Raw genomic sequence first — 19,663 nt, forward strand, 5'->3', positions numbered from 1 at the left:
CGTTCACGTGGGGCTTGGTGCGCTCGAACTTACCCTTGGCCATGGTTGCTTCTCGTTGAACAGTTGGATGACTGGAATGTTGCGTTGGTGGCCCCGCGCGCAGGGCGCGGGCTTTGTATGGTGCTCACGAATGGAATCGAACCATCGACCTCCTCCTTACCAAGGAGGTGCTCTACCGACTGAGCTACGTGAGCGATGAAATGTGTCCGTGTTGCAGAAAAATCAATGCTTGAAACTGCAATGTCTCAAAGGCAGCAACGCCAAGGAGCAGCAATGGAGCGGGAGACGGGAATCGAACCCGCACTAGTAGCTTGGAAGGCTACAGTTCTACCATTGAACTACTCCCGCGCCGTGATGCTTGACCTGGTTGCTGAAACGCATCGGGCTTGGTGGAGGGAGGTGGATTCGAACCACCGAAGGCGTAAGCCAGCAGATTTACAGTCTGCCCCCGTTGGCCGCTTGGGTATCCCTCCGGTCGTTGCGTAAACCCGTGAAACAGCCCGCGATTTTGACGCTGAGCCGTTTTGATGTCAACGGCTGTTGACGGATTTCTAATTGTCGGACGGGCGTGCCGGGGCTTCCGTCCGCGCCTGCCGCGCCCCGACGGGCATGGGCAGCTTCTCTTCCGCGTAGATCGCCACGTGCGGGATCCCGTCGGCGCCGATCCAGCCCCGGAACATGCCGTCGGTGTTGAAAGGCATGGCAACGCTTCCGTCGGCGGCCAGCACGATGGCGCCGCCGTCCCCGCCCAGGGCGGGAATCTGCCGGTTGATGACCGCCTCGCCGGCCTGCGCCGCGGTTTCGCCACGGTAGGCCATGCGCGCGCAAATCTCATGAGCTGCCGAGACGCGGAGGTAGAACTCGCCCCAACCCGTCCCCGAGACCGCGCAGACGGCGTTGGCGTAGGTCCCGGCGCCAATGATCGGGGAATCCCCGACCCGGCCGTAGCGCTTGTTGGTCATCCCGCCAGTGGACGTGCCCGCGGCCAGGTGGCCCTGGGTGTCGCGGGCGACGGCGCCGACGGTTCCGAAATGTTTCGCGGTGTCCGGATCTGAATAGGCCCGCCCGGCCTTCTCTTCCTTGAGGGCCTTCTGCAACTGCCGCCAACGCTCCTCGGTGCGGAAATAGCCCGGATCGACCAGTTCCACCCCCTGCGCCTTGGCGAAGGCTTCGGCGCCCTCGCCCGTCAGCATCACGTGCGGGGAATGCTCCATGACCGCCCGCGCCAGCAGGATCGGATTCTTGACCCGGCGCACGCCCGCGACGGCTCCCGCCTTCAGCGTGGCGCCGTCCATCAGCGAGGCATCCAGCTCGTTGCGGCCCTCATGGGTGAAGACCGCGCCCTTGCCGGCGTTGAAGTGGGGATCGTCCTCCAGGACGGTGATCGCGGCCGTGACCGCGTCCAGGGCCGGCTTGCCGGCGGCCAGCTGCTCGTGGCCCTTGCGCAGAGCCAACGCCAGGGCCGCCCGAACCTGTTTCTCGGACTCCGGCGTCATGCCCTTGCGGATGACTCCGGCACCACCGTGGATGGCGAGGACCGTGTCGCCGGCAGGCTCGCCCGCGAACGCCGGCAGGCACAGCAGCGCCACGGAGACGGCCAGAAACCCGCGCACCGCCTTCATCGTGCCCTTCCTCCGGAGCGATCTTCCGGAGTCGATTCTAAGGGCTGACCGCCGCTCTAAGACTGGCGATTCCCGCCTCAGACGTTGAAGCGGAAATGCAGGATGTCGCCTTCCTGCACCCGGTATTCCTTGCCTTCCAGACGCAGACGACCGGCATCGCGCGCGCCGGCTTCGCCCTTGTACTTGATGAAGTCGTCGTAGCCAATGGTCTCGGCGCGGATGAAGCCCTTCTCGAAATCGGTGTGGATCACGGCCGCTGCCTGCGGCGCGGTGGCGCCGGCCCTCACGGTCCAGGCGCGCACTTCTTTTACGCCGGCGGTGAAATAGGTCTGCAGACCGAGCAGCTTGTAGGCGGCGCGGATCACGCGGTTCAGGCCGGGCTCGTCGAGACCGAGATCGGTCAGGAAGGCGTCGCGATCGGCGTCGTCGAGCTGCGAGAGTTCTTCCTCGATCGCCGCCGACACCGGCACCACTTCCGCGCCCTCGCCCACGGCGCGCGCGCGCACGGCGTCCAGGTGCGGATTGTTCTCGAAGCCATCTTCCAGCACGTTGGCCACGTACATCACCGGCTTGAGGGTGAGCAGGAACAGATCGCGCACGATCGCCTTGTCGTCGTCGGACAAGCCCAGCGCGCGCGCCGGCTTGCCGGCGTCCAGGCCCGCGCGCACGCGGGCGAGCACATCGACGCGCGCCTTCGCATCCTTGTCGCCGGTCTTGGCCGAGCGTTCGGCGCGCTGCAGGGCCTTGTCCACCGATTCCAGGTCGGCCAGTGCCAACTCGGTATCGATCGTGTCGATGTCAGCGATCGGATCGACTTTGTTGTTGACGTGGATGACGTCAGGGTTCTCGAAGCAGCGCACCACGTGCGTGATCGCATCGACCTCGCGGATGTGCGCGAGGAATTTGTTGCCAAGCCCTTCACCGCTGGCCGCGCCGGCGACAAGGCCGGCGATGTCGACGAATTCGACCGCCGTCGGCACCACCTTCTGCGGCTTGACGATCTCCGACAGCGCGTTGAGGCGCGGGTCCGGCACTGGCACCACGCCGACGTTCGGCTCGATGGTGCAGAACGGGAAATTGGCCGCGGCGATGCCCGCCTTGGTCAGCGCGTTGAAAAGCGTCGACTTGCCGACGTTCGGCAGGCCGACGATGCCGCATTTGATGCCCATGAGAATCCGGGTAGTGAGAAACGGGAGACGGGAGACGTCGCAAGGCAATAGCTCCCGTATCGCGTCTGATGACGCCGGTGATGATCAGTCGTTGTTCTTGCTTTTTCCTCCCGCCTCCCGCTTCCCGTCTCCCGGAACCGTGTGCAACCGCTTCATCGCTTCGTTGATATCGCCCTGCACCGCCAGCGGCAGCACGTCGAGCGCATCGTCGATGGCGCGGGCGATCTCGATGTCGTCGCCGCTCGATGCGCGGCCCAGCACCCAACCGGTGACTTTGTCCTTGTGGCCGGGATGGCCGATGCCGATGCGCAGACGATGGAACTTGCCGTGCCCGAGCAGGCGGATGGTGTCGCGCAGGCCGTTCTGGCCGCCGTGGCCGCCATCGAACTTCAGGCGCGCGACGCCGGGCGGCAGATCGAGTTCGTCATGCACCAGCAATGCTTCTTCCGGCTCGATCTTCCAGAAGCGCAGCGCCGCCAGCACCGACTTGCCGCTCAGGTTCATGAAAGTCGCCGGCTTGAGCAGCCACACCGAACGACCGCCGATCTCGGCCTTGGCGCTTTCGCCGAACAGCTTGCTGTCGATGTTGAAACGCGCGCCGGTCTTGTCCGCGAGCGCGTCGACAAAACGGAACCCGGCGTTGTGCCGGGTCCGTGCATGTTCGGGACCGGGATTGCCCAGCCCGACGATGAGTCGCAAGCCTGCCATCGAGAGAAACAGCCGCCGCGTCCGTCACGGGCGCGGCGGCGGCGACGATTACTTGTCGCCTTCTTCCTTCTTCTCGCCGTTGGCGGCTTCTTCGCCTTCCGCGGCCGGCTCTTCTTCGACGCGGGCGTGACGAGCCACCACGACGGCGACGTCATGGTCGGCACCGAGCTTCAGCTCGGGGATTTCCACGCCCTTGGGCAGCTTGATCTGCGACAGGTGGACGGTGGTGCCGAGCGCGAGATCGCTCAGATCGACCTCGATGTACTCCGGCAGGTCCTTCGGCAGGCAGCTCACTTCGATTTCGTTGAGCTCGTGCGTGACCACCACTTCGGCGGACTTGCCGGCCGGCGACTTGTCCTCGTTGAGGAAGTGCAGCGGCACGGAAACGCGGATCGCTTCGTTCTCGCTCACGCGCTGGAAGTCCAGGTGCATGATCAGCTGCTTGAACGGATGGCGCTGCATGTCGCGCAGGAGCACTTTCTGCACCTTGCCGTCGACTTCCAGATCGAGGATCGACGAGTAGAACCACTCGTGCTGGCTAGCCAGCCAGGTCTTCTCGTGCTCGAGCTGGATGCTCTGCGGATCGGCGTGACCGCCGTAGATGACAGCCGGAATCTGCGCCGCACGACGCAGGCGGCGGCTCGCACCTTTCCCCTCGTCCTTGCGACCAGCGGCCGTGATTGTGTGTTGGGTTGCCATTGCTGTTTACTCACTTGTTTGCGATGAACCGCCTCGCGGCGGGGATGAGACTCTTCCGCGACCAGAAGAGCCCTGAAGCGCCGGCCGAAGCCGGTTTGCGGAGCGGCCAGGCCGCCTCGCGAATTGCGTCAATCCAAATACAGCGAACTCACCGACTCACCGAACGCGACCCGGCGGATCGTCTCGGCGAGCAGCTCGGCGACGCTGAGCTGGCGGATGCGGCCGCAGCCCCTGGCCGCCTCGGTCAGCGGGATCGTGTCCGTGACCACCAACTCGTCGAGCTGCGATTTGTTCAAGTTGTCGATCGCCGCGCCCGAAAGCACGGGATGCGTGCAGTACGCGACCACCTTGGTCGCGCCCTGCGCCTTCAGCGCCGCCGCCGCAGCGCACAAGGTGCCCGCGGTATCGACGATGTCGTCGACGAGCACGCAGATCTTGCCCTCGACGTCACCGATGATGTTCATGACCGTGGCCACGTTCGCCTTCGGACGGCGCTTGTCGATGATCGCGAGGTCCGCGTCGTCGAGGCGCTTGGCGATCGCGCGGGCGCGCACCACGCCGCCGACGTCCGGCGAGACCACGATCAGGTTGTCCGTGCCGTGCGCGCGCCAGATGTCGGCGAGCAGCAGCGGCGAGGCGTACACGTTGTCGACCGGGATGTCGAAGAAGCCTTGAATCTGGTCGGCGTGCAGATCCACCGTCAGCATCCGGTCGGTGCCGGCGGCGGTGATCATCTTCGCCGCCACCTTGGCCGTGATCGGCACGCGCGAGGAGCGCAGGCGCCGATCCTGCCGCGCGTAGCCGAAATACGGCACCACCGCGGTGACGCTGCCGGCCGATGCGCGCTTGAGCGCGTCGATCAGCACCAGCAGCTGCATGAAGTGCTCGGCGGTGGGCGCGCAGGTGGGTTGCACCACGAACACGTCCTGCCGGCGCACGTTTTCCTCGATCTCGACCTGCACCTCGCCGTCCGAGAACGTCGAGACCAGCGCCTTGCCCGGCCTCACCCCGAGTTCGCGACACACCGCCTGCGCCAGCGGCTTGTTCGCATTACCCGAGAAGATCAGCAAGTTGCTCTCTTCTTTCATTTTCCTGCTCCGCATCGCTCTGACCGAAGGGGCTCACTAGAACCACATGCCGAAACATGCGGGCTGATTTTGAAAATCCCGCACACGATGATCGACGTGCGAGCTTTTCTTGTGGAAAGCCCGCGCATGAATGCGCGGACTCTTGCGGAGGGACCCGCATATGGCAGGGGCGGCAGGATTCGAACCTGCGAATGCCGGGATCAAAACCCGGTGCCTTGGACCTCTTGGCGACGCCCCTGCACTGGAAACTGCTGTAGGAACGCTCCTACGAATTACAAACTCACGACTTACGAATTCATGACAGCCGATACGTTTCGAGCGCATCCAGCAACGGCGATCGCGACGCGCCTTCCACCACCCAGGCCTTGAGCCCGGAGGGAAGTCGCGTCAGCGCAGCCTCCGCGGATTCGCGGTCGGCGAATTCGACGAAGCAGCCGCTCCCCGACCCGGTCAGACGTGGCGAACCCACCTGCGACAGCGCGGCGAACACAGCCTCGACGGCCGGTTCGCGGCGGCGCAGCACGGGCTCAAAAGCGTTGCCCAGTGAAGCAGCATTGCCGAGCCTGGAACCCGAAACGAAGTCGGATATTGTCGCGGGCGGAGCATTCCTCGTCAATTCAGATGCTTGGAACAAGGCCGCGGTGGCGGCATGGACGCCGGGATCGGCCAGCAGATACCAGGCCGGGGGCAGGTCCAGCGCCGTGAGCGCCTCGCCCACCCCTTCGGCCCAGGCGTTGGTGCCGCGGACGAAGACCGGGACATCGGCGCCCAATTGCAGGCCGAGAGCGGCCAGGCGGTCGGTATCGAGTCCGGCGCCCCAAAGCTGGTTCAGGGCCACGAGCACGGTGGCAGCGTCCGAAGAGCCGCCGCCGAAGCCGGCACCGGCCGGAATCGCCTTTTCGACGACGATGTCGGCACCTTTCCGGGAATTAGATTCGGATTTCAGCAATTTGGCCGCTCTGACAGCAAGATCGTCGGCTTCCGCCACGCCATCCACTGAAGCGCCGTGCCGCGCGACCACGCCATCGTCGCGCACCCGCAAACGGATCGAATCCCCCCAGTCCAAGAGCCTGAACACGGTCTGCAACAGGTGATACCCGTCCGCCCGGCAGCCGGTGATCCGCAGAAACAGGTTCAGCTTGGCCGGCGCGGGCCAGGCGGACCAGCCGGTTTGATCATCGGCCGCGTGGGTCATTGCTCGGTCGCGCCGTTCCAGGTGTCGACCACCAGCTTCACCCGCGCCCGATCGCGCCGGGCATCGAGCCGCTTCGGCAGATCGCCCTGCTTCGGCCATTCGTAGTCGATGCCCCATCCGGCCTGCTCGATCTTCACCGGCCGGCCATCCCAGCCCGGTTCGATCTTGGGCTCGGCGGCACCCTGGGCCTGCAAGCCGCGCAGCCAGTCGGCGAGCGCCGTCACCGGAATATTCCAGCCGGTGGCCTGGAACAGCAGTCCGGCCGCATCGGGACCTTGCCGCGTGCCGCCTTCGAGGCCTTCCAGGCGCGCGCCGTCGGGGCCGCCGGTCAGGCGCCAGCTCTGGCGCGTGATCGGAGCGCTGAGCGCGACTTCGTAACGATCGCCCTGCTGGCGCCATTCGATACGGCCGCTACCGCCGTTGCGGCCGTTGGAAACGGCGATGCGCCCTGTGAACGACCAATCGCTGATCGCGCGCAGCCGCGTCGCGCGCGCGGCTTCGCGCGCGCCCGCGTCGGCGAGGACGCCCTGCGGCGGCACCTGTCCGCCCCGACGTGGCGTCGTCGTACACGCGGCAAGGGCGAGCACGGCCGCGGCAAGCACGAAAACCCGCAGCGTCATGCGCCCGTCTTCTCCAGCGCGCGCTTGAGCGCACGATTGTCAGGATCGAGCTTGCGCGCTTCGTCGAAATACTTGCGCGCCTCGTCCTTCTTGCCGCTCATCCACAGCACTTCGGCGATGTGCGCGGCGATTTCCGGGTCCTTCGACAGCGTGTAGGCGCGACGTAGTTCGACCAGCGCCTCCTCCTTGCGGCCGAGGCGATACAGCACCCAGCCGTGGCTGTCGATGATCGCGCCGTTGTCGGGTTCGGCGACGCGCGCGCGATCGATCAGTTCCAGCGCCTCGGCATAACGCGTGGTGCGGTCGGCGAGCGTGTAGCCGAGCGCGTTGAGCGCGCTAGTGTTGTCGGGTTCGGCGACCAGGATCTTGCGCAGATCGGCTTCCGCGCGCGGCACGTCGTCGCGGCGCTCCCACATCAGCGCACGCGAATACAACAGCGCGCTGTCGTCGGGATAGGCGGCCAGACCGCGCGCGTAGGCATCGAGTTCGCCCTGGTCGTCCTGGTCTTCCTTGCGCAGTTCCGCTTCCAGCAGGTAGGCGTTGCTGCGCGTTTCGTCGTCGATGGAAGCGTCCGACTGCATCGCGCGCAGGTCGGCAAACGCCTGGTCCTTGCGCTTGATGTCGTGCAGCAGCTTGGCCGAGTGCAGCCGGGCACGCATGCGATCCTGTCCACCCGGGATGCTGCCGTACCAGTTCAGCGCCTCGTCGTAACGTTCGAGGAATTCCGCGACCTGCCCGAGCAGCAGGCGGCGTTCGGAATCGGGACTGGCGGAATCGCGATTGAGTTCGTCGTAGAGCGCCTGCAACGCCGGCTTGTCCTTGGCCTTGTCGAGCAGCACGGCGCGCAGGCCCCAGGTGTCCTCGGTCTGCGGTCCGTTCGCGAGCACGTCGGCCGCGGTCTTGGGATCGTCGAGGTTGTTGTATTCGCTGGCGACGAGCATGCGCAGTTCCGGCATGAGCAGCGCGCGCTCGTCGATCGCGGCCAGTGCCTGGCGTGCTTCCTCGGGCTTTCCGGCCTGACGCAGCTGGTTGGCGTGCAGCAGGCCCACGCGCGGTTCGTTGGGGAAACGCTTGATCACGTCCTTGACGACGCGCTCGGCCAGCGCGGGCTCGCCCAGCTGCTGTGCCAGTCCGCCCACGGTCAGCCACGCCTGCAGTTCGTTCGGGACGGCGCCGGCGTCGACCAGCTGCCGCAGCAGGTCGGCGGCCACCGTCGGATTGCGGGTGCCGGAGCCGATCGCGCGGACCGCCTCGCGCCAGCCATCCGGATCGGAGTCGCGCATCATCGCTTCCAGCAGCTTGCGCGCAGTACGCACGTCGTCGTTGCGCAGCGCGAGGATGGCCTCGGCCTTGCGCATCCCCAGCGACGCCGGCGCGCGCTGGCGCCACAGCGCCAGGGCCTGCTCGCTGCGGGCGTTGTCCTTGGCGAGCAGGCCGATGCGGGTGGCGCGCTCGGCCAGTCCGGCATCGCCGTCGGCGCTGCGCGCGGCCTGCAGGTACCAGTCGACGGCTTCCTCCAGCCGCCCGGCCTGCAGGGCGTATTCGCCGGCCAGGGTCGCGGTCAGGGTGTCGGCGGCCGGCGTCTTGGCCGAGCGTGAAGCCTTCGTTTCACCGGCCGGGCGGTCCAGCGCCAGCGCAGGGGGCGCCAGAACGACGGCGGAGAGCAACAAGGGGAGTGGGAAGAAAATCCGGGGAAAACGCATCGGGCACTGCCAGGCCGTAGAATGACGGCCTCATGAGAGGGAGCTTATCGCACGCAACTGAACGAATGAGGCCTCGCGCTTAACCGATGCTCCATCGACATCGGTCGTGAGACCGAGCCGGCGGACCGGAAGTTTCGAACGCCATCACAGTTGCACCACAGCCGGTATGGCGCCATTTCCACTGTTGTCATAGCAAGCCCACCAGCCAGCCATGAGCCTGTTCGTCCTCGGCATCAACCACCAGACCGCACCGGTCGCCCTGCGTGAGCGCGTCGCCTTTGGCGACGACGCCGTGCCGGGCGCCCTGTCGGCGCTGCGTGCGCTGCCGGGGGTCCATGAAGTGGCGCTGCTGTCCACCTGCAACCGCACCGAGCTGTATGCCGAAGCCGACGGCGACGGACAGGTGCTGACGGACTGGCTCGCCACGCACCCGGCCGACGGCAGCGGCGACCTGCATGCCTATCTCTACCGTCATCGCGACGCCGACGCCGTGCGTCATCTGTTCCGCGTCGCCACCGGCCTGGATTCGCTGGTACTGGGCGAGCCGCAGATCCTCGGCCAGGTGAAGCAGGCCTGGGCCTCCGCGCGCGGTGCCGGGACGCTCGGCGGACAGCTCGACCGCGTCTTCCAGCACGCCTTCGTCACCGCCAAGCGCGCGCGCACCGAAACCCGCATCGGCAACAGCCCGGTGTCGGTGGCCTCGATGGCGGTGCGGCTGGCGCAGGAATCGTTCGCGCGGCTGTCGGATTCGGTGGTGCTGCTGATCGGTGCCGGCGAAACCATCGAACTGGTCGCACGCCATCTGTCGCAGGCCAAGGTGAAACGCCTGCTGGTCGCCAACCGCACCTACGTGCACGCGCAGGAGTTGGCCGCACGCCACGACGGCGTGCCGCTGCCGCTGGAGGAACTCGGCCACCATCTGTTCTCGGCCGACATCGTCTTTTCCGCCACCGCCGCACGCGAGCCGATCCTGTCGCGCGCGCAGGTCGCGACCGCGCTGGCCGCGCGCCGGCACCGGCCGATGCTGCTGCTCGATCTCGCGGTGCCGCGCGACATCGCCACCGATGTCGCCGAACTCGACGACGTGTTCCTCTACACCGTCGACGATCTCGAACGCGCGGTGGAGGACAACCGTCGCGGCCGCCGCGAAGCCGCCGACGAGGCCGAGGCCATCGTCGAACTCCAGGTAGCCCGCTACGCCGAGACGCTGGCCGCCGGCAGCCGCAACGAACCGCTCAAGCGCCTGCGCGCGCATGGCGAATCCACGCGCAGCGACGTACTGGCCAAGGCCAAGCAGCAGCTGGCCGCCGGCCACGCGCCGGAAGCCGTGCTCGAATTCCTGGCGCACACCTTGACCAACCGTCTGCTGCATCCACCGACAGCGGCGCTGCGCGAAGCGGCGGTGACGGGCGATATCGATCTGCTGCGCGCGGTCGACAAGCTGATTCCGGAAAGCGGAAATCAGGCATCGGAAATCGCTGAAAGCGGAACATCGAAAGTGAGTGATCGGGAATCGTAGCGACGACAATTCCGTTCCTGTCGCCCTCGTTTTCCGATCCCTCACTTCCCGGTTCCCACATCCCATGCTCCCTACCCTGCGCCGTAAGCTCGAAGCCCTGGCCGAGCGCCGCGACGAACTCGAACGATTGCTCGCCGATCCTGGCGTGGTCGGCGATCAGGAGCGCTTCCGCGCCTACTCGCGCGAATTCGCGCAGCTGGAACCGGTCGCGCGCGCGCTCGCGGACGAGGCGCGCGCGCGCGAGGACCTCGCCGCCGCCGAGGCGATGCGCAACGATCCCCAGCTTCAAAACGAGCCCGGCCTGCGCGAGCTGGCCGACGAGGAGATCGACGCCGCCAACACGCGATTGGCCGAACTCGACACCGCATTGATGGCCCTGCTCGTCCCGCGCGATGCGCGCGACGACGGCGACCTGTACCTGGAAGTCCGCGCCGGCACCGGCGGCGACGAAGCGGCGATCTTCGCCGGCGATCTGTTCCGCATGTACTCGCGCTACGCCGAACGCCAGGGCTGGCGCGTGGAAGTGGAATCGGCCAATCCCGGCGAACACGGCGGCTTCCGCGAAATCATCGCGCGCGTCGAGGGACGCGGTGCCTACGCGCATCTGAAATTCGAATCCGGCACACATCGCGTGCAGCGCGTGCCGGAAACCGAATCGCAGGGCCGCATCCACACCTCCGCCGCGACGGTCGCGATCATTCCGATCGCGGAAGACAGCGCGCCGATCGAGATCAATCCCGCCGATCTGAAGGTCGACACCTTCCGCTCTTCGGGCGCCGGCGGCCAGCACGTCAACAAGACCGAATCGGCGATCCGCATCACCCACGTCCCGAGCGGGGTTGTCGTCGAATCACAGACCGAACGTTCGCAACACGCCAACCGCGACAAGGCCATGAAGCGCCTGCAAGCCATGCTCGCCGAGGCCGAAGCGGCGAAACAGGCCGCGGCCACCGCCGAGACGCGGCGCCTGCAGGTCGGCAGCGGCGATCGCAGCCAGCGCATCCGCACCTACAACTATCCGCAGGGACGCATCACCGACCATCGCATCGAGGGGCTCACGCTCTACGATCTGCCCAACGTGATGGAAGGTGCGCTGGATGCGTTGATCGAGCGTCTGTCGCGCGAACACCAGGCCGACGAGCTGGCGCAGTTGACGGCTGCGGCCTGAGTTTTCTCGTCATTCTCGCCTGCGCGGGAATGATGAGCCCTGGGCTCCTCGTCATGAGAAACTGGAGCGATGAAGACCTCCATCCGCCGCGCCACCCTCGACGATCTCGATGCTCTCACGCCCCTGTTCGATGCCTACCGCGGTTTCTATGAGCAGCGCTCGGAACCCGAACTCGCGCGCGACTTCCTGCAAGCGCGCCTGCAACGCGGCGAATCGGTGATCTTCCTCGGACACATCGACAACACACCCGCCGGCTTCACCCAGTTGTATCCGATGTTCTCCTCGGTGCGCGCCACGCGCATCTGGATCCTCAACGATTTGTTCGTCGCGCCGGAGGCACGCCGCCACGGCGTTGCCCAAGGCCTGCTGCAGGCCGCCGCGGATTTCGCGCGCGCGGACGGCGCCGCCCGCCTCGAACTGGAAACCACGCCGGACAACCTCACCGCGCAGGCGCTGTATCGCGCGCAAGGGTGGCAGGCATTCGACGACACCTTGCGCTTCCGCCTGCCACTCGTGGATTGAACGGAGCGCACGCGATGCCCCATCGCGACGACCCGCGTCGCCTGGCCGCCAGACGCGCCATCGAGCGCGAACCGCGCAATGCCATGGCCTGGGTCCTGCTCGCGGAAGCCGAGCTGGATGCCGGCGACGCCAACGCGGGCGCCGCCGCGGCGCAGCGCGCGATCATGCTCGCGCCCGGACACCCGGAAGCACTCGCGCGGCTCGGTTACGCGCAATGGATGCAGGGCCGCCACGCCGAAGCCGCCGCGAGCCTGCGCGCGGCCTCACGCAATGCGCCGAACCATCCCGGCATCGCGCTCTGGCTCGGCCATGTCCTGGAGGACGTCGGCGAAGCCGAGGCCGCCAACGACGCGTACACACACGCCTATCGGCTCGCGCCCGATCCGGCGATCGCCGCCTATCTGTTGGCGTGGCGGCGCCGGCTCTGCGATTGGCGCGATCTGGATCGGTTGACCCAACAAGTACGCGAAGCCGTGCGCCAAGGCCGCGCCGTAATCGAGCCCTTCGCTTTCCTCAGCGAAGACGCCAGCGCCGCCGAGCAATTGCAGTGCGCACGTTTGCGCGCAGGCGCAATCGCGGGCAGCGTGCGCCCGCTACCCGCGTCGGCACCGGTGGCGGGAGCACAGATCGCAAGAGCACCGCTCCGCATCGGATTCCTGTCCAATGGTTTCGGCGCGCATCCGACCGGCCTGCTGACGGTCGCGTTCTTCGAAGCGCTCGCCGCGCATTCCGACATCGAGACGCATCTGTTCGCATTGAATCGCGACGACGGCAGCGAAGTACGCCGGCGCCTGCAAGCCGCGGCGCACACGCTGCACGATGTCGCGCAGCGCCCGCACGCGCAGGTCGCCATGAACATCCGCGATACCGGCATCGAAATCCTCTTCGACCTGCGCGGCTGGGGCGGCGGCGGCACGCCGGAAGTGCTGGCGATGCGTCCGGCGCCGCTGCAGGTGAACTGGCTCGCGTATCCCGGCACCTCCGGCGCGCCGTGGATCGATTACGTGCTGGCCGATCCTTTCGTCCTGCCGTCATCGCTTGCGGCATCGTTTTCCGAACGCTTGGCATGGTTGCCGCGCTGCTTCCAGCCTTCCGACACCCGTCGCGCCATCCCACAACCACAACCACGCGGCGCCTATGGCCTGCCGGAACATGGTGTGGTGTTCTGCTGTTTCAACAACAGTTACAAATTGAATCCATCGAGCTTCTCGCGCGCGCTCGCGGTGCTGGCGCAGGTGGAAGGCAGCGTGCTGTGGCTACTGTCCGGCCCCGGCAGCGCTGATGCGCGCTTGCGCGCGGCCGCGCAGGCGGCCGGCATCGACGCCTCACGACTGGTCTTCATGCCGAAGCAACCGCAGGCCGAATACCTCGCGCGCCTGCAACACGCCGATCTGTTCCTCGACACCAATCCCTATAACGCCCACACCACCGCATCGGATGCCTTGTGGGCCGGCTGTCCGGTACTGACGCGGCCCGGCGACACCTTCGCCGCGCGCGTGGCCGGCAGCCTCAACTATCATCTCGGCCTGGACGAGATGAACGTGCGCGACGACGCCGAGTACATCGCGCTCGCGACCGCGCTCGGCCGCGACCCCGAACGCCTGTCCGCGCTGCGCGCGCGTCTACGCGAGCGAGTGACCACATCCGGATTATTCGAAATGACCGCCTTCGCCGCCGACTTCGCCTCCATCGTGACGCGCATGGCGGAACGCCGTCGCGACGGCCTCGCGCCCGCCGATCTGGCCGACACGGCTCGAAGCTGACTCAATCAAGCGGCTTCCTGAGCCGCTCGGCCTGTTCGACCCAGACTGCCTCGGAAATCCCAAGCACCTTGCCTCGCGCCTTGAGCAACCGACCGCCGACGATGACGGTCTCGACATTGCGCGGTTGGCCGTTGAAGACGATCTGACTGGGCCAATCGACCTTGGGCGCGAAATTCGCCGCCTCCGGATCGATCACGATCAGGTCCGCGCGCTTGCCCGGCGTCAGCGATCCGATCTCGTGTTCCAGCCCCAGCACTTCCGCGCCTCCGAGCGTCGCCATGCGCAACACCTGCGCCACCGTCGGCGGCGTCGTTGCACTCAACCGGCTCGCGCGCTGCAATCCGACGGCCGCGCGCATCAGGTTGAACATGTCTGTGGTGTCGTTGGTGCCGCCATCCAATCCCAATCCGATCTTGATCCCCGCCTGCAGCAATTCCGGCATCCGAATCACGCCAGAAGCCAGGCGCATGTTGCTCAACGGGCAATGAGCGACGCGCACACCGCGACTGGCGAGCAGAGTGATCTCCTCGTCGGTGAGATGGATCGCATGGTTGACCATCAAGTTCGACTTGATCGCCCCGGCCTGCTCCAGCGAAGCAATCTGGCCGTTCTGGCGATCGGCGATGTTTTCGTGCAGATGCACGTTGGTATCCACACCGAGTTCATCGGCCAACCGCACCATGCCGGCCAGCACCGCTTCGTTGCCACTGCGCGCGATGCCGCACAGTTGCAGATGCGCCAGCGGGTTGTGGTCGATCACCTCTTGCTTCACCCGCCTGATATTGCCCTCCTGCGCCGGATCGAAGCAGTAGGCGAACACGAAGCGCAGTCCTGAGTCGGTCAACGCGCGCAGATCCGCATTGGCGAATCCGGCGTTGAACGCGTGCGACCAGTCGGTAACGGTCGTCACACCCGTGGTGATCGCATCGAAAATGCTCAAGCGCACGGCGGCGTAGGTCTGCTCCGGCGTCATGCGTGGTCCGACGTCGCGCATACACGCGGACAGCCAACCGACCACGGTCTGATCGGTGCCGCAGTCGCGGATCATCGACTGCCATAAATGGGTATGGGTATCGACGAATCCCGGCATCACGATCTTGCCGCTGGCATCGATCACCGTGGCGCCGGAGGCCGGCAGTTTCTTGCCGACCTGCACGATCCGGCCGTCCTCGAGCAGGACATCCGCCTTCTCGAGCGATCCCAGCTCGCCCTGTCCCAGCTGCGGGTCCATGGTCAGCACCAATTCGGCATTGCGCACCAGGATTCGTGATCCCTGCGCGTTCGCGAGCGAAACGCAACCCAGCGCGAGCAGCAAGGCGGCGGCGAAGCGGCCCGCCAGCCGCCGCTGTCGTGATTTCATCATCTCTTTCTCGTCGTGGAGGCCAGATCGCGCAGCTTGGTGCATGGCGCATCCACGGAAGATCAAGAAACAATCCCCGCGATATGACAGCGAGAGGGCTTCCGCTGCCGGGTCCGGCCATTGACCCAAGCGGGCCGGCAAGGCCTACACTTCGCCCATGACCGCTTCCCCCGACTTCATTCCCCTGCGCCTATGCCTGCTGACGGTATCGGACACGCGCACCCTCGCGAACGACAGCTCCGGCGATTACCTCGCCCAGGCCCTTGGCGCCGAGGGCCATGCGCTGCACGAGCGTCTCGTGCTTCCCGATGATCGCTACCAGTTGCGCGCCGTGGTGTCGCGCTGGATCGCCGACGTCGCCGTCAACGGCGTCCTGGTCACCGGCGGCACCGGCTTCACCGGCCGCGATTCCACGCCCGAAGCGCTCGCGCCACTGCTGGACAAGGAAATGCCGGGCTTCGGCGAACTGTTCCGCGCGATCTCGTTCGAGGAAATCGGCACGTCGTCGCTGCAGTCACGCGCGTTCGCGGGACTGGCCAACGGCACTTTCGTCTTCTGTCTGCCAGGTTCCACGTCGGCTTGCCGCACGGCGTGGGAGAAGATCATTCGCGCACAGCTGGATGCGCGCACCAAGCCTTGCAATCTCGCTACGCTACGGCCCCGCTTATTGGAAAGTCCGCATATGGATGTGCGGGCTTTTGATCAGGGACGATCAAAGGACCCCTCTTGAACATGCCTATCGCTACGACTCTACGGTTACTTGCCAAGGCACGCGGCCTGAGCGCCACCGATATCGCCACCGCGATTCCGCGCGCAGGTGCGGCCACTGTCTCCGCCTGGCTGCGCGGCGAAAAATTGCCCGGCAAGGATCAGCTCGACGCGCTTGCTCGCACTTTCGGCGTGCCGGCCGGCGCGTTGCTCGCCGAACTCGCCAGCCAGCTCGATCCGGCGCGCACCAAGGGCGAGCATGCCCTGCTCGCCGCCTATCGCGCGCTCAACACACGCCAGCAAGGCGCGCTGCTGGAAGTCGCGCGCAGCATGGCCGACCGCAAACCGAGCAAGCGATAGGCGAACGGTGATGAAGAAACTCAAGCGCAAGGAATACGAAGAGCTGCTGGAGCCGTTGCAGAACGAGCTCGCCGCGATGGCGCGCTGGCTCGCGCACTCCGGCCGCCGCGTGGTGGTGATCTTCGAAGGCCGTGACACGGCCGGCAAGGGTGGCGCGATCGGCGCGATCACCGAGTATCTCAATCCACGTCAGTGCCGCGTGGCCGCACTGCCGAAACCCAACGAGCGCGAGGCCACGCAGTGGTATTTCCAGCGCTACATCTCGCATCTGCCTGCCGCCGGCGAACTTGTTCTGTTCGATCGCAGCTGGTACAACCGCGCCGGTGTCGAGAAGGTGATGGGATTCGCGAAGGATGCGCAGGTACGGGCTTTCCTCAAGCAGGCGCCGGTTTTCGAGAAGTTGCTCGTCGACGACGGCACCCTGCTGTTCAAGTACTGGCTGTGCACCGACCAGGCCGAGCAGGAAGAGCGCTTTGCCGAACGTCTTGAAGACCCGCTCAAGCGCTGGAAGCTTTCGCCCATCGACTTGGAAGCGCGCAAGCATTACGCCGACTACACCAAAGCACGCGAGGCGATGCTGAAGGCGACGCACACCAAGCATGCGCCATGGACCCTGGTCGATTTCAACGATCAGCGACGCGGCCGCCTGACCCTGATCCGCGATCTGCTCGCGCGATTGCCGGAAACGAATGTGCCAGAAAAGAAAATCGATTTCGAGAAACTGACCGGCAAGCCACAGAAAGAACGTTTCGGCATCCTGAAGCCGATCACCTCTTTCAATACGGACTGATCGGCGCCTCTCCGATGAAATGACGCGTTATCGCCCTTCCTGCGATCGGCGATAAGGATGAAACAGCTGTAGCAGCCACGGCTTCTGCGCCAGGATCAAGCTCACACCCATGCGCTCCTGCGCAGGCAGCGTGGCATCGCGCGCCAGCAGGCTGTCGAATTCCTTCGCCAGTTCGCCCAATCGCTGCCGCAGATGCTTGATGCCGGCGCTGCTCAGGCTGCCGCTGAGCAGGAACAGCGCATCCTGTTCGCCATCGAAGGGATCGGCGAAAAAATCGCCGAGCAGGTGATGACGGAAATAGCGTTCCATCGGCCCGTCCGAAAGCCAGCGGAAATTGCGCGTGGTCAGCGGACGGCCGCGATTGCCGGGCATCAGTTCGATGATGCCGAGACGATCCAGGCGCACCAACAACGCCGTCCACTGCGGCGTGGTGAAGGTGAAATGCGCCTGCACGTCTTCCTGGCGCCAGCGGTTCAAGGTCAGGAACATCGCCAGCAGCAACTGCGGATCGTCCACCAGCGCCTGTTCCTGCTCCTCGCTCAGGCTGGCCAGCGAGACGCGCCCGCGCGCCGCCTCCGCGCTGAGTTCGGCCAGACCGACGTCGAGCACGTCGCAGATTTCCTCCAGCCGCTGCAGGCTCATCGCCCGCAGCGAGAACATGCGCTTCACCGCGGCCTCGCTCAGGTGCAGACGCAGGGCCAGATCGCGGTAGGTCAGCGACTGGGCGCGCAGAATCCGCTTCAGGGCCTGGATGAGATCGACGGCGACGGTCATTGAGTATCGAAATCCTATTCCTGGCGGCGATCCTGGCGAAACCTCGTCGATGATTATTGACCGGCCCCGAACGCGGGACAAGGCTGCGCCGCAGTCCACCGCCGAGTCGTCGCCATGTCGCGCCCATCCGCATCGCCGCTTCGATTCACTCTCGCCCTGGGCTTGCTGATCGCCACCCTGCCCGGCTTCGCCGCTGTGCAGTCCGATGCTGTCAGCCGCCAGTCCACCGCCAGCCTGGATGCCTCGATCGAGGTTCCGGCCGCGGTCGCCACGGCGCTGTCCGAGGGGGCCAAGTTCGTCGTCACCGGTGTCGCCGCGAGTGGCGAAACGGTCGCGATCACCGTGTCTGCGGTCGGCACCGGCGTGTCCTTCGTGGTGCGCGTTTCGGCCGAGGCGGCCGGGAGGATGGCGCTGGTGGCCGGCGTCGCGGTCAGCGTCACCGTGGTCGCGACAGGATGGTTGCTGAGCGCGGGCGGTGAAGACCTATGCTTCATCCCCAACGAACCGGCACGCGAACTGATCCATACGCGCAGGCTCGACTCATGAAACGCTTGCTCATGATCGACCTGGTCAGAAGCATCGTGTCCAAGACAAGTTTGTCCAAGACTGGTCTGATCGCCTGCGCCGCGATCGTCTTCCTTGCAATCCCTGCGCCGGGACACGCCGGAACCGCATGTGACGAGCGGATCATCGATGCGGCGAAGCTGGCGGACGCCGCGGAAACCGCATTGCGCACCGCGGCGGCGCTCGATCGCGGTGAGGCGCCGATGGCACTGGTCGCACGCGTCGGCACCGATCTTTCCGCGCATGGCCTGGTCTACAGCCACATCGGCTTCGCGTTGCGCGATCATCCGGACGGCCGCTGGACCGTGCTGCATCTGCTCAACGATTGCGGCACGGATCGTTCGGACCTACACGCGCAAGGATTGGTGAATTTCTTCGCCGATGATCTTGTGAACCAGGATGCGCGCATCGTCTGGTTGCAGCCCGAGATTTCAGCACGGCTGGCCGAACACCTGCGTGCCTTGCCGCGTCAGGCCTTGCATCAACAAAACTACAACCTCATCGCCAGACCAGGCAGCGCCGACTATCAGAACTCCACTGCCTGGGTGCTGGAGACGCTTGCAGTCGCACTGCCGGCTTCGATCCCCGCAAAGAATCGTCGCGAGGCGTATGCATTCGTGCGAAACGATGGCTTCACTCCCGACCGCATCCATATTTCCTACGGCAAGCGCATCCTCGGCGGCCTGTTCTCGGCCAACGTCGCTTTCACCGACCACAGCGTCGGCACGCGCCTGTCCGGCGACTATCCGGTGGTGACGGTGCGCTCGATCTTCCATTATCTCGATTCGCGCGGCTATGCAATCAAGCAGACCGAATGGCGCAACGGCGTTCTGCAAGCCACACCGGGACCAGGTTAGTGGTCTCCGTGCCGACCTCCGCCTCTCAACCGAATCCGGTCACCCCTATGAAACGCACCACTTTCGTATTCGCCAATGCCACGATGGCGGCACTGCTGGGTTATGGCGTAAATCTCTTCACCGGGGTTCTTGATCTTTCCGATCCGGAAGATTCGGGACTTTATTGGACAATGTTGCTATTGGCGGCGGTATCGGCCGGACTCTCTGCCTTCTTCTTTTCCAGCGGCGCGCAACCTTACCGGGCTCGCCGTCTGCTGCAAGCGGTGGTCATCTGCGTGGCCGCCTATGTGCTGTATTCCGCGCTTCTGGTGGTCTGGGGCATGATCTTCGGAACCTTGGATCCCCCTGGCGCCCTGACGGTAGCCGGTTTCTCCCTCCAATACACCGGTCTGCCGGCGCTGGTGTTCGAATACATCTTGCTCTACGTGGCTGAGCGCCCCCGCCCCACACCGGCCCGCGATCCGGCATGAGCCA

20 protein-coding genes and 4 tRNA genes are annotated in these 19,663 nt (G+C 65.8%); 10 read left to right on the top strand and 14 right to left on the bottom strand.

Translation table 11 applies throughout. The features are described 5' to 3' along the window. Window positions 1–118 precede the first annotated feature (118 nt). The 12 genes from LG367_RS16185 to LG367_RS16240 all read right to left on the bottom strand — a co-directional run bounded on the left by LG367_RS16185 (window position 119) and on the right by LG367_RS16240 (window position 8,804). Window positions 119–194 (bottom strand) — tRNA-Thr (locus LG367_RS16185). A gap of 80 nt (window positions 195–274) precedes the next feature. Next, window positions 275–348: transfer RNA gene (locus LG367_RS16190), tRNA-Gly, on the bottom strand. Window positions 349–387: 39 nt separating this feature from the next. Then, a tRNA-Tyr gene (locus tag LG367_RS16195) sits at window positions 388–473 on the bottom strand. A gap of 78 nt (window positions 474–551) precedes the next feature. Next, window positions 552–1,622, bottom strand: a complete 1,071-nt coding sequence (locus tag LG367_RS16200; RefSeq protein ID WP_264179956.1) for an isoaspartyl peptidase/L-asparaginase family protein — start codon at window positions 1,620–1,622, stop codon at window positions 552–554. Window positions 1,623–1,699: 77 nt separating this feature from the next. Next, window positions 1,700–2,791: a redox-regulated ATPase YchF gene (gene ychF, locus LG367_RS16205; protein ID WP_226470308.1), complete on the bottom strand. Its 1,092-nt coding sequence runs from the start codon at window positions 2,789–2,791 to the stop codon at window positions 1,700–1,702. 84 nt (window positions 2,792–2,875) lie between these two features. Continuing rightward, entirely contained in the window at window positions 2,876–3,499 is a 624-nt protein-coding gene (pth, locus tag LG367_RS16210; protein WP_226470309.1) for an aminoacyl-tRNA hydrolase, read from the bottom strand. Between the two features lie 48 nt (window positions 3,500–3,547). Then, window positions 3,548–4,198 (bottom strand): 50S ribosomal protein L25/general stress protein Ctc, encoded by a 651-nt coding sequence (locus LG367_RS16215; protein ID WP_226470310.1) that lies wholly within the window; start codon window positions 4,196–4,198, stop codon window positions 3,548–3,550. Window positions 4,199–4,326: 128 nt separating this feature from the next. Further along, entirely contained in the window at window positions 4,327–5,286 is a 960-nt protein-coding gene (locus LG367_RS16220; protein ID WP_226470311.1) for a ribose-phosphate diphosphokinase, read from the bottom strand. Between the two features lie 161 nt (window positions 5,287–5,447). Then, window positions 5,448–5,524: transfer RNA gene (locus LG367_RS16225), tRNA-Gln, on the bottom strand. Window positions 5,525–5,581: 57 nt separating this feature from the next. Further along, window positions 5,582–6,481: a 4-(cytidine 5'-diphospho)-2-C-methyl-D-erythritol kinase gene (gene ispE, locus LG367_RS16230; RefSeq protein ID WP_226470312.1), complete on the bottom strand. Its 900-nt coding sequence runs from the start codon at window positions 6,479–6,481 to the stop codon at window positions 5,582–5,584. After that, a complete protein-coding gene (gene lolB, locus LG367_RS16235; RefSeq protein ID WP_226470313.1) occupies window positions 6,478–7,101 on the bottom strand; it encodes a lipoprotein insertase outer membrane protein LolB in 624 nt (207 codons plus the stop codon). The genes ispE and lolB overlap by 4 nt, the downstream gene beginning before the upstream one ends. Continuing rightward, window positions 7,098–8,804: a tetratricopeptide repeat protein gene (locus LG367_RS16240; protein WP_226470314.1), complete on the bottom strand. Its 1,707-nt coding sequence runs from the start codon at window positions 8,802–8,804 to the stop codon at window positions 7,098–7,100. The genes lolB and LG367_RS16240 overlap by 4 nt, the downstream gene beginning before the upstream one ends. Window positions 8,805–9,015: 211 nt before the next feature. Here LG367_RS16240 and hemA point away from each other — a divergent pair, with 211 nt between their 5' ends. The 4 genes from hemA to LG367_RS16260 all read left to right on the top strand — a co-directional run bounded on the left by hemA (window position 9,016) and on the right by LG367_RS16260 (window position 13,776). Continuing rightward, window positions 9,016–10,323 carry a glutamyl-tRNA reductase gene (gene hemA, locus LG367_RS16245; protein ID WP_226470315.1) on the top strand — a complete coding sequence of 436 codons (1,308 nt, stop codon included), beginning with the start codon at window positions 9,016–9,018 and terminating at the stop codon, window positions 10,321–10,323. Between the two features lie 64 nt (window positions 10,324–10,387). After that, a complete protein-coding gene (gene prfA, locus LG367_RS16250) occupies window positions 10,388–11,491 on the top strand; it encodes a peptide chain release factor 1 (protein ID WP_226470316.1) in 1,104 nt (367 codons plus the stop codon). Window positions 11,492–11,560: 69 nt separating this feature from the next. Then, entirely contained in the window at window positions 11,561–12,013 is a 453-nt protein-coding gene (locus tag LG367_RS16255) for a GNAT family N-acetyltransferase (RefSeq protein WP_226470317.1), read from the top strand. A 14-nt stretch (window positions 12,014–12,027) separates the two neighbouring features. After that, entirely contained in the window at window positions 12,028–13,776 is a 1,749-nt protein-coding gene (locus LG367_RS16260; protein ID WP_226470318.1) for an O-linked N-acetylglucosamine transferase, SPINDLY family protein, read from the top strand. Between the two features lies 1 nt (window position 13,777). Here the strand turns inward: LG367_RS16260 and LG367_RS16265 are convergent, their stop codons facing one another. Then, window positions 13,778–15,139, bottom strand: a complete 1,362-nt coding sequence (locus LG367_RS16265; RefSeq protein ID WP_226470319.1) for an amidohydrolase family protein — start codon at window positions 15,137–15,139, stop codon at window positions 13,778–13,780. Window positions 15,140–15,293: 154 nt separating this feature from the next. Here LG367_RS16265 and moaB point away from each other — a divergent pair, with 154 nt between their 5' ends. The 3 genes from moaB to ppk2 are packed head-to-tail and all read left to right on the top strand — an operon-like array spanning window position 15,294 to window position 16,994. Continuing rightward, on the top strand, window positions 15,294–15,866 hold the full coding sequence (gene moaB / locus LG367_RS16270; protein ID WP_226470320.1) for a molybdenum cofactor biosynthesis protein B: 573 nt from the start codon (window positions 15,294–15,296) through the stop codon (window positions 15,864–15,866). Window positions 15,867–15,868: 2 nt separating this feature from the next. Then, complete coding sequence (locus LG367_RS16275) at window positions 15,869–16,204, top strand: helix-turn-helix domain-containing protein (RefSeq protein ID WP_226470321.1); 336 nt, start codon at window positions 15,869–15,871, stop codon at window positions 16,202–16,204. Window positions 16,205–16,214: 10 nt separating this feature from the next. Beyond that, a complete protein-coding gene (gene ppk2 / locus LG367_RS16280) occupies window positions 16,215–16,994 on the top strand; it encodes a polyphosphate kinase 2 (protein ID WP_226470322.1) in 780 nt (259 codons plus the stop codon). Window positions 16,995–17,021: 27 nt separating this feature from the next. Here the strand turns inward: ppk2 and LG367_RS16285 are convergent, their stop codons facing one another. Further along, on the bottom strand, window positions 17,022–17,768 hold the full coding sequence (locus LG367_RS16285; protein ID WP_226470323.1) for a helix-turn-helix domain-containing protein: 747 nt from the start codon (window positions 17,766–17,768) through the stop codon (window positions 17,022–17,024). 114 nt (window positions 17,769–17,882) lie between these two features. Between LG367_RS16285 and LG367_RS16290 the strand changes: the two genes are divergently transcribed. From LG367_RS16290 to LG367_RS16300, 3 genes are read left to right on the top strand one after another with little or no spacing between them, the layout of a single operon-like run. Then, complete coding sequence (locus tag LG367_RS16290) at window positions 17,883–18,314, top strand: hypothetical protein (protein ID WP_226470324.1); 432 nt, start codon at window positions 17,883–17,885, stop codon at window positions 18,312–18,314. Beyond that, window positions 18,311–19,189 (top strand): DUF2145 domain-containing protein, encoded by an 879-nt coding sequence (locus tag LG367_RS16295; protein ID WP_226470325.1) that lies wholly within the window; start codon window positions 18,311–18,313, stop codon window positions 19,187–19,189. Before LG367_RS16290 ends, LG367_RS16295 begins: the two co-directional genes overlap by 4 nt. A 47-nt stretch (window positions 19,190–19,236) precedes the next feature. Continuing rightward, on the top strand, window positions 19,237–19,659 hold the full coding sequence (locus tag LG367_RS16300; RefSeq protein ID WP_226470326.1) for a hypothetical protein: 423 nt from the start codon (window positions 19,237–19,239) through the stop codon (window positions 19,657–19,659). The last annotated feature ends 4 nt before the right edge of the window (window positions 19,660–19,663 follow it).

This window comes from Luteimonas panaciterrae, from assembly GCF_020511115.1.
GTDB classification, from domain to species: Bacteria; Pseudomonadota; Gammaproteobacteria; order Xanthomonadales; family Xanthomonadaceae; genus Luteimonas; species Luteimonas panaciterrae.

What these genes read in the sequence shown, in the direction of transcription:
- LG367_RS16200 (WP_264179956.1), bottom strand. Translation starts at nt 1,622, where the DNA reads ATGAAGGCGGTGCGCGGGTTTCTGGCCGTCTCCGTGGCGCTGCTGTGC.
- ychF (WP_226470308.1), bottom strand. Translation starts at nt 2,791, where the DNA reads ATGGGCATCAAATGCGGCATCGTCGGCCTGCCGAACGTCGGCAAGTCG.
- pth (WP_226470309.1), bottom strand. Translation starts at nt 3,499, where the DNA reads ATGGCAGGCTTGCGACTCATCGTCGGGCTGGGCAATCCCGGTCCCGAA.
- LG367_RS16215 (WP_226470310.1), bottom strand. Translation starts at nt 4,198, where the DNA reads ATGGCAACCCAACACACAATCACGGCCGCTGGTCGCAAGGACGAGGGG.
- LG367_RS16220 (WP_226470311.1), bottom strand. Translation starts at nt 5,286, where the DNA reads ATGAAAGAAGAGAGCAACTTGCTGATCTTCTCGGGTAATGCGAACAAG.
- ispE (WP_226470312.1), bottom strand. Translation starts at nt 6,481, where the DNA reads ATGACCCACGCGGCCGATGATCAAACCGGCTGGTCCGCCTGGCCCGCG.
- lolB (WP_226470313.1), bottom strand. Translation starts at nt 7,101, where the DNA reads ATGACGCTGCGGGTTTTCGTGCTTGCCGCGGCCGTGCTCGCCCTTGCC.
- LG367_RS16240 (WP_226470314.1), bottom strand. Translation starts at nt 8,804, where the DNA reads ATGCGTTTTCCCCGGATTTTCTTCCCACTCCCCTTGTTGCTCTCCGCC.
- hemA (WP_226470315.1), top strand. Translation starts at nt 9,016, where the DNA reads ATGAGCCTGTTCGTCCTCGGCATCAACCACCAGACCGCACCGGTCGCC.
- prfA (WP_226470316.1), top strand. Translation starts at nt 10,388, where the DNA reads ATGCTCCCTACCCTGCGCCGTAAGCTCGAAGCCCTGGCCGAGCGCCGC.
- LG367_RS16255 (WP_226470317.1), top strand. Translation starts at nt 11,561, where the DNA reads ATGAAGACCTCCATCCGCCGCGCCACCCTCGACGATCTCGATGCTCTC.
- LG367_RS16260 (WP_226470318.1), top strand. Translation starts at nt 12,028, where the DNA reads ATGCCCCATCGCGACGACCCGCGTCGCCTGGCCGCCAGACGCGCCATC.
- LG367_RS16265 (WP_226470319.1), bottom strand. Translation starts at nt 15,139, where the DNA reads ATGATGAAATCACGACAGCGGCGGCTGGCGGGCCGCTTCGCCGCCGCC.
- moaB (WP_226470320.1), top strand. Translation starts at nt 15,294, where the DNA reads ATGACCGCTTCCCCCGACTTCATTCCCCTGCGCCTATGCCTGCTGACG.
- LG367_RS16275 (WP_226470321.1), top strand. Translation starts at nt 15,869, where the DNA reads ATGCCTATCGCTACGACTCTACGGTTACTTGCCAAGGCACGCGGCCTG.
- ppk2 (WP_226470322.1), top strand. Translation starts at nt 16,215, where the DNA reads ATGAAGAAACTCAAGCGCAAGGAATACGAAGAGCTGCTGGAGCCGTTG.
- LG367_RS16285 (WP_226470323.1), bottom strand. Translation starts at nt 17,768, where the DNA reads ATGACCGTCGCCGTCGATCTCATCCAGGCCCTGAAGCGGATTCTGCGC.
- LG367_RS16290 (WP_226470324.1), top strand. Translation starts at nt 17,883, where the DNA reads ATGTCGCGCCCATCCGCATCGCCGCTTCGATTCACTCTCGCCCTGGGC.
- LG367_RS16295 (WP_226470325.1), top strand. Translation starts at nt 18,311, where the DNA reads ATGAAACGCTTGCTCATGATCGACCTGGTCAGAAGCATCGTGTCCAAG.
- LG367_RS16300 (WP_226470326.1), top strand. Translation starts at nt 19,237, where the DNA reads ATGAAACGCACCACTTTCGTATTCGCCAATGCCACGATGGCGGCACTG.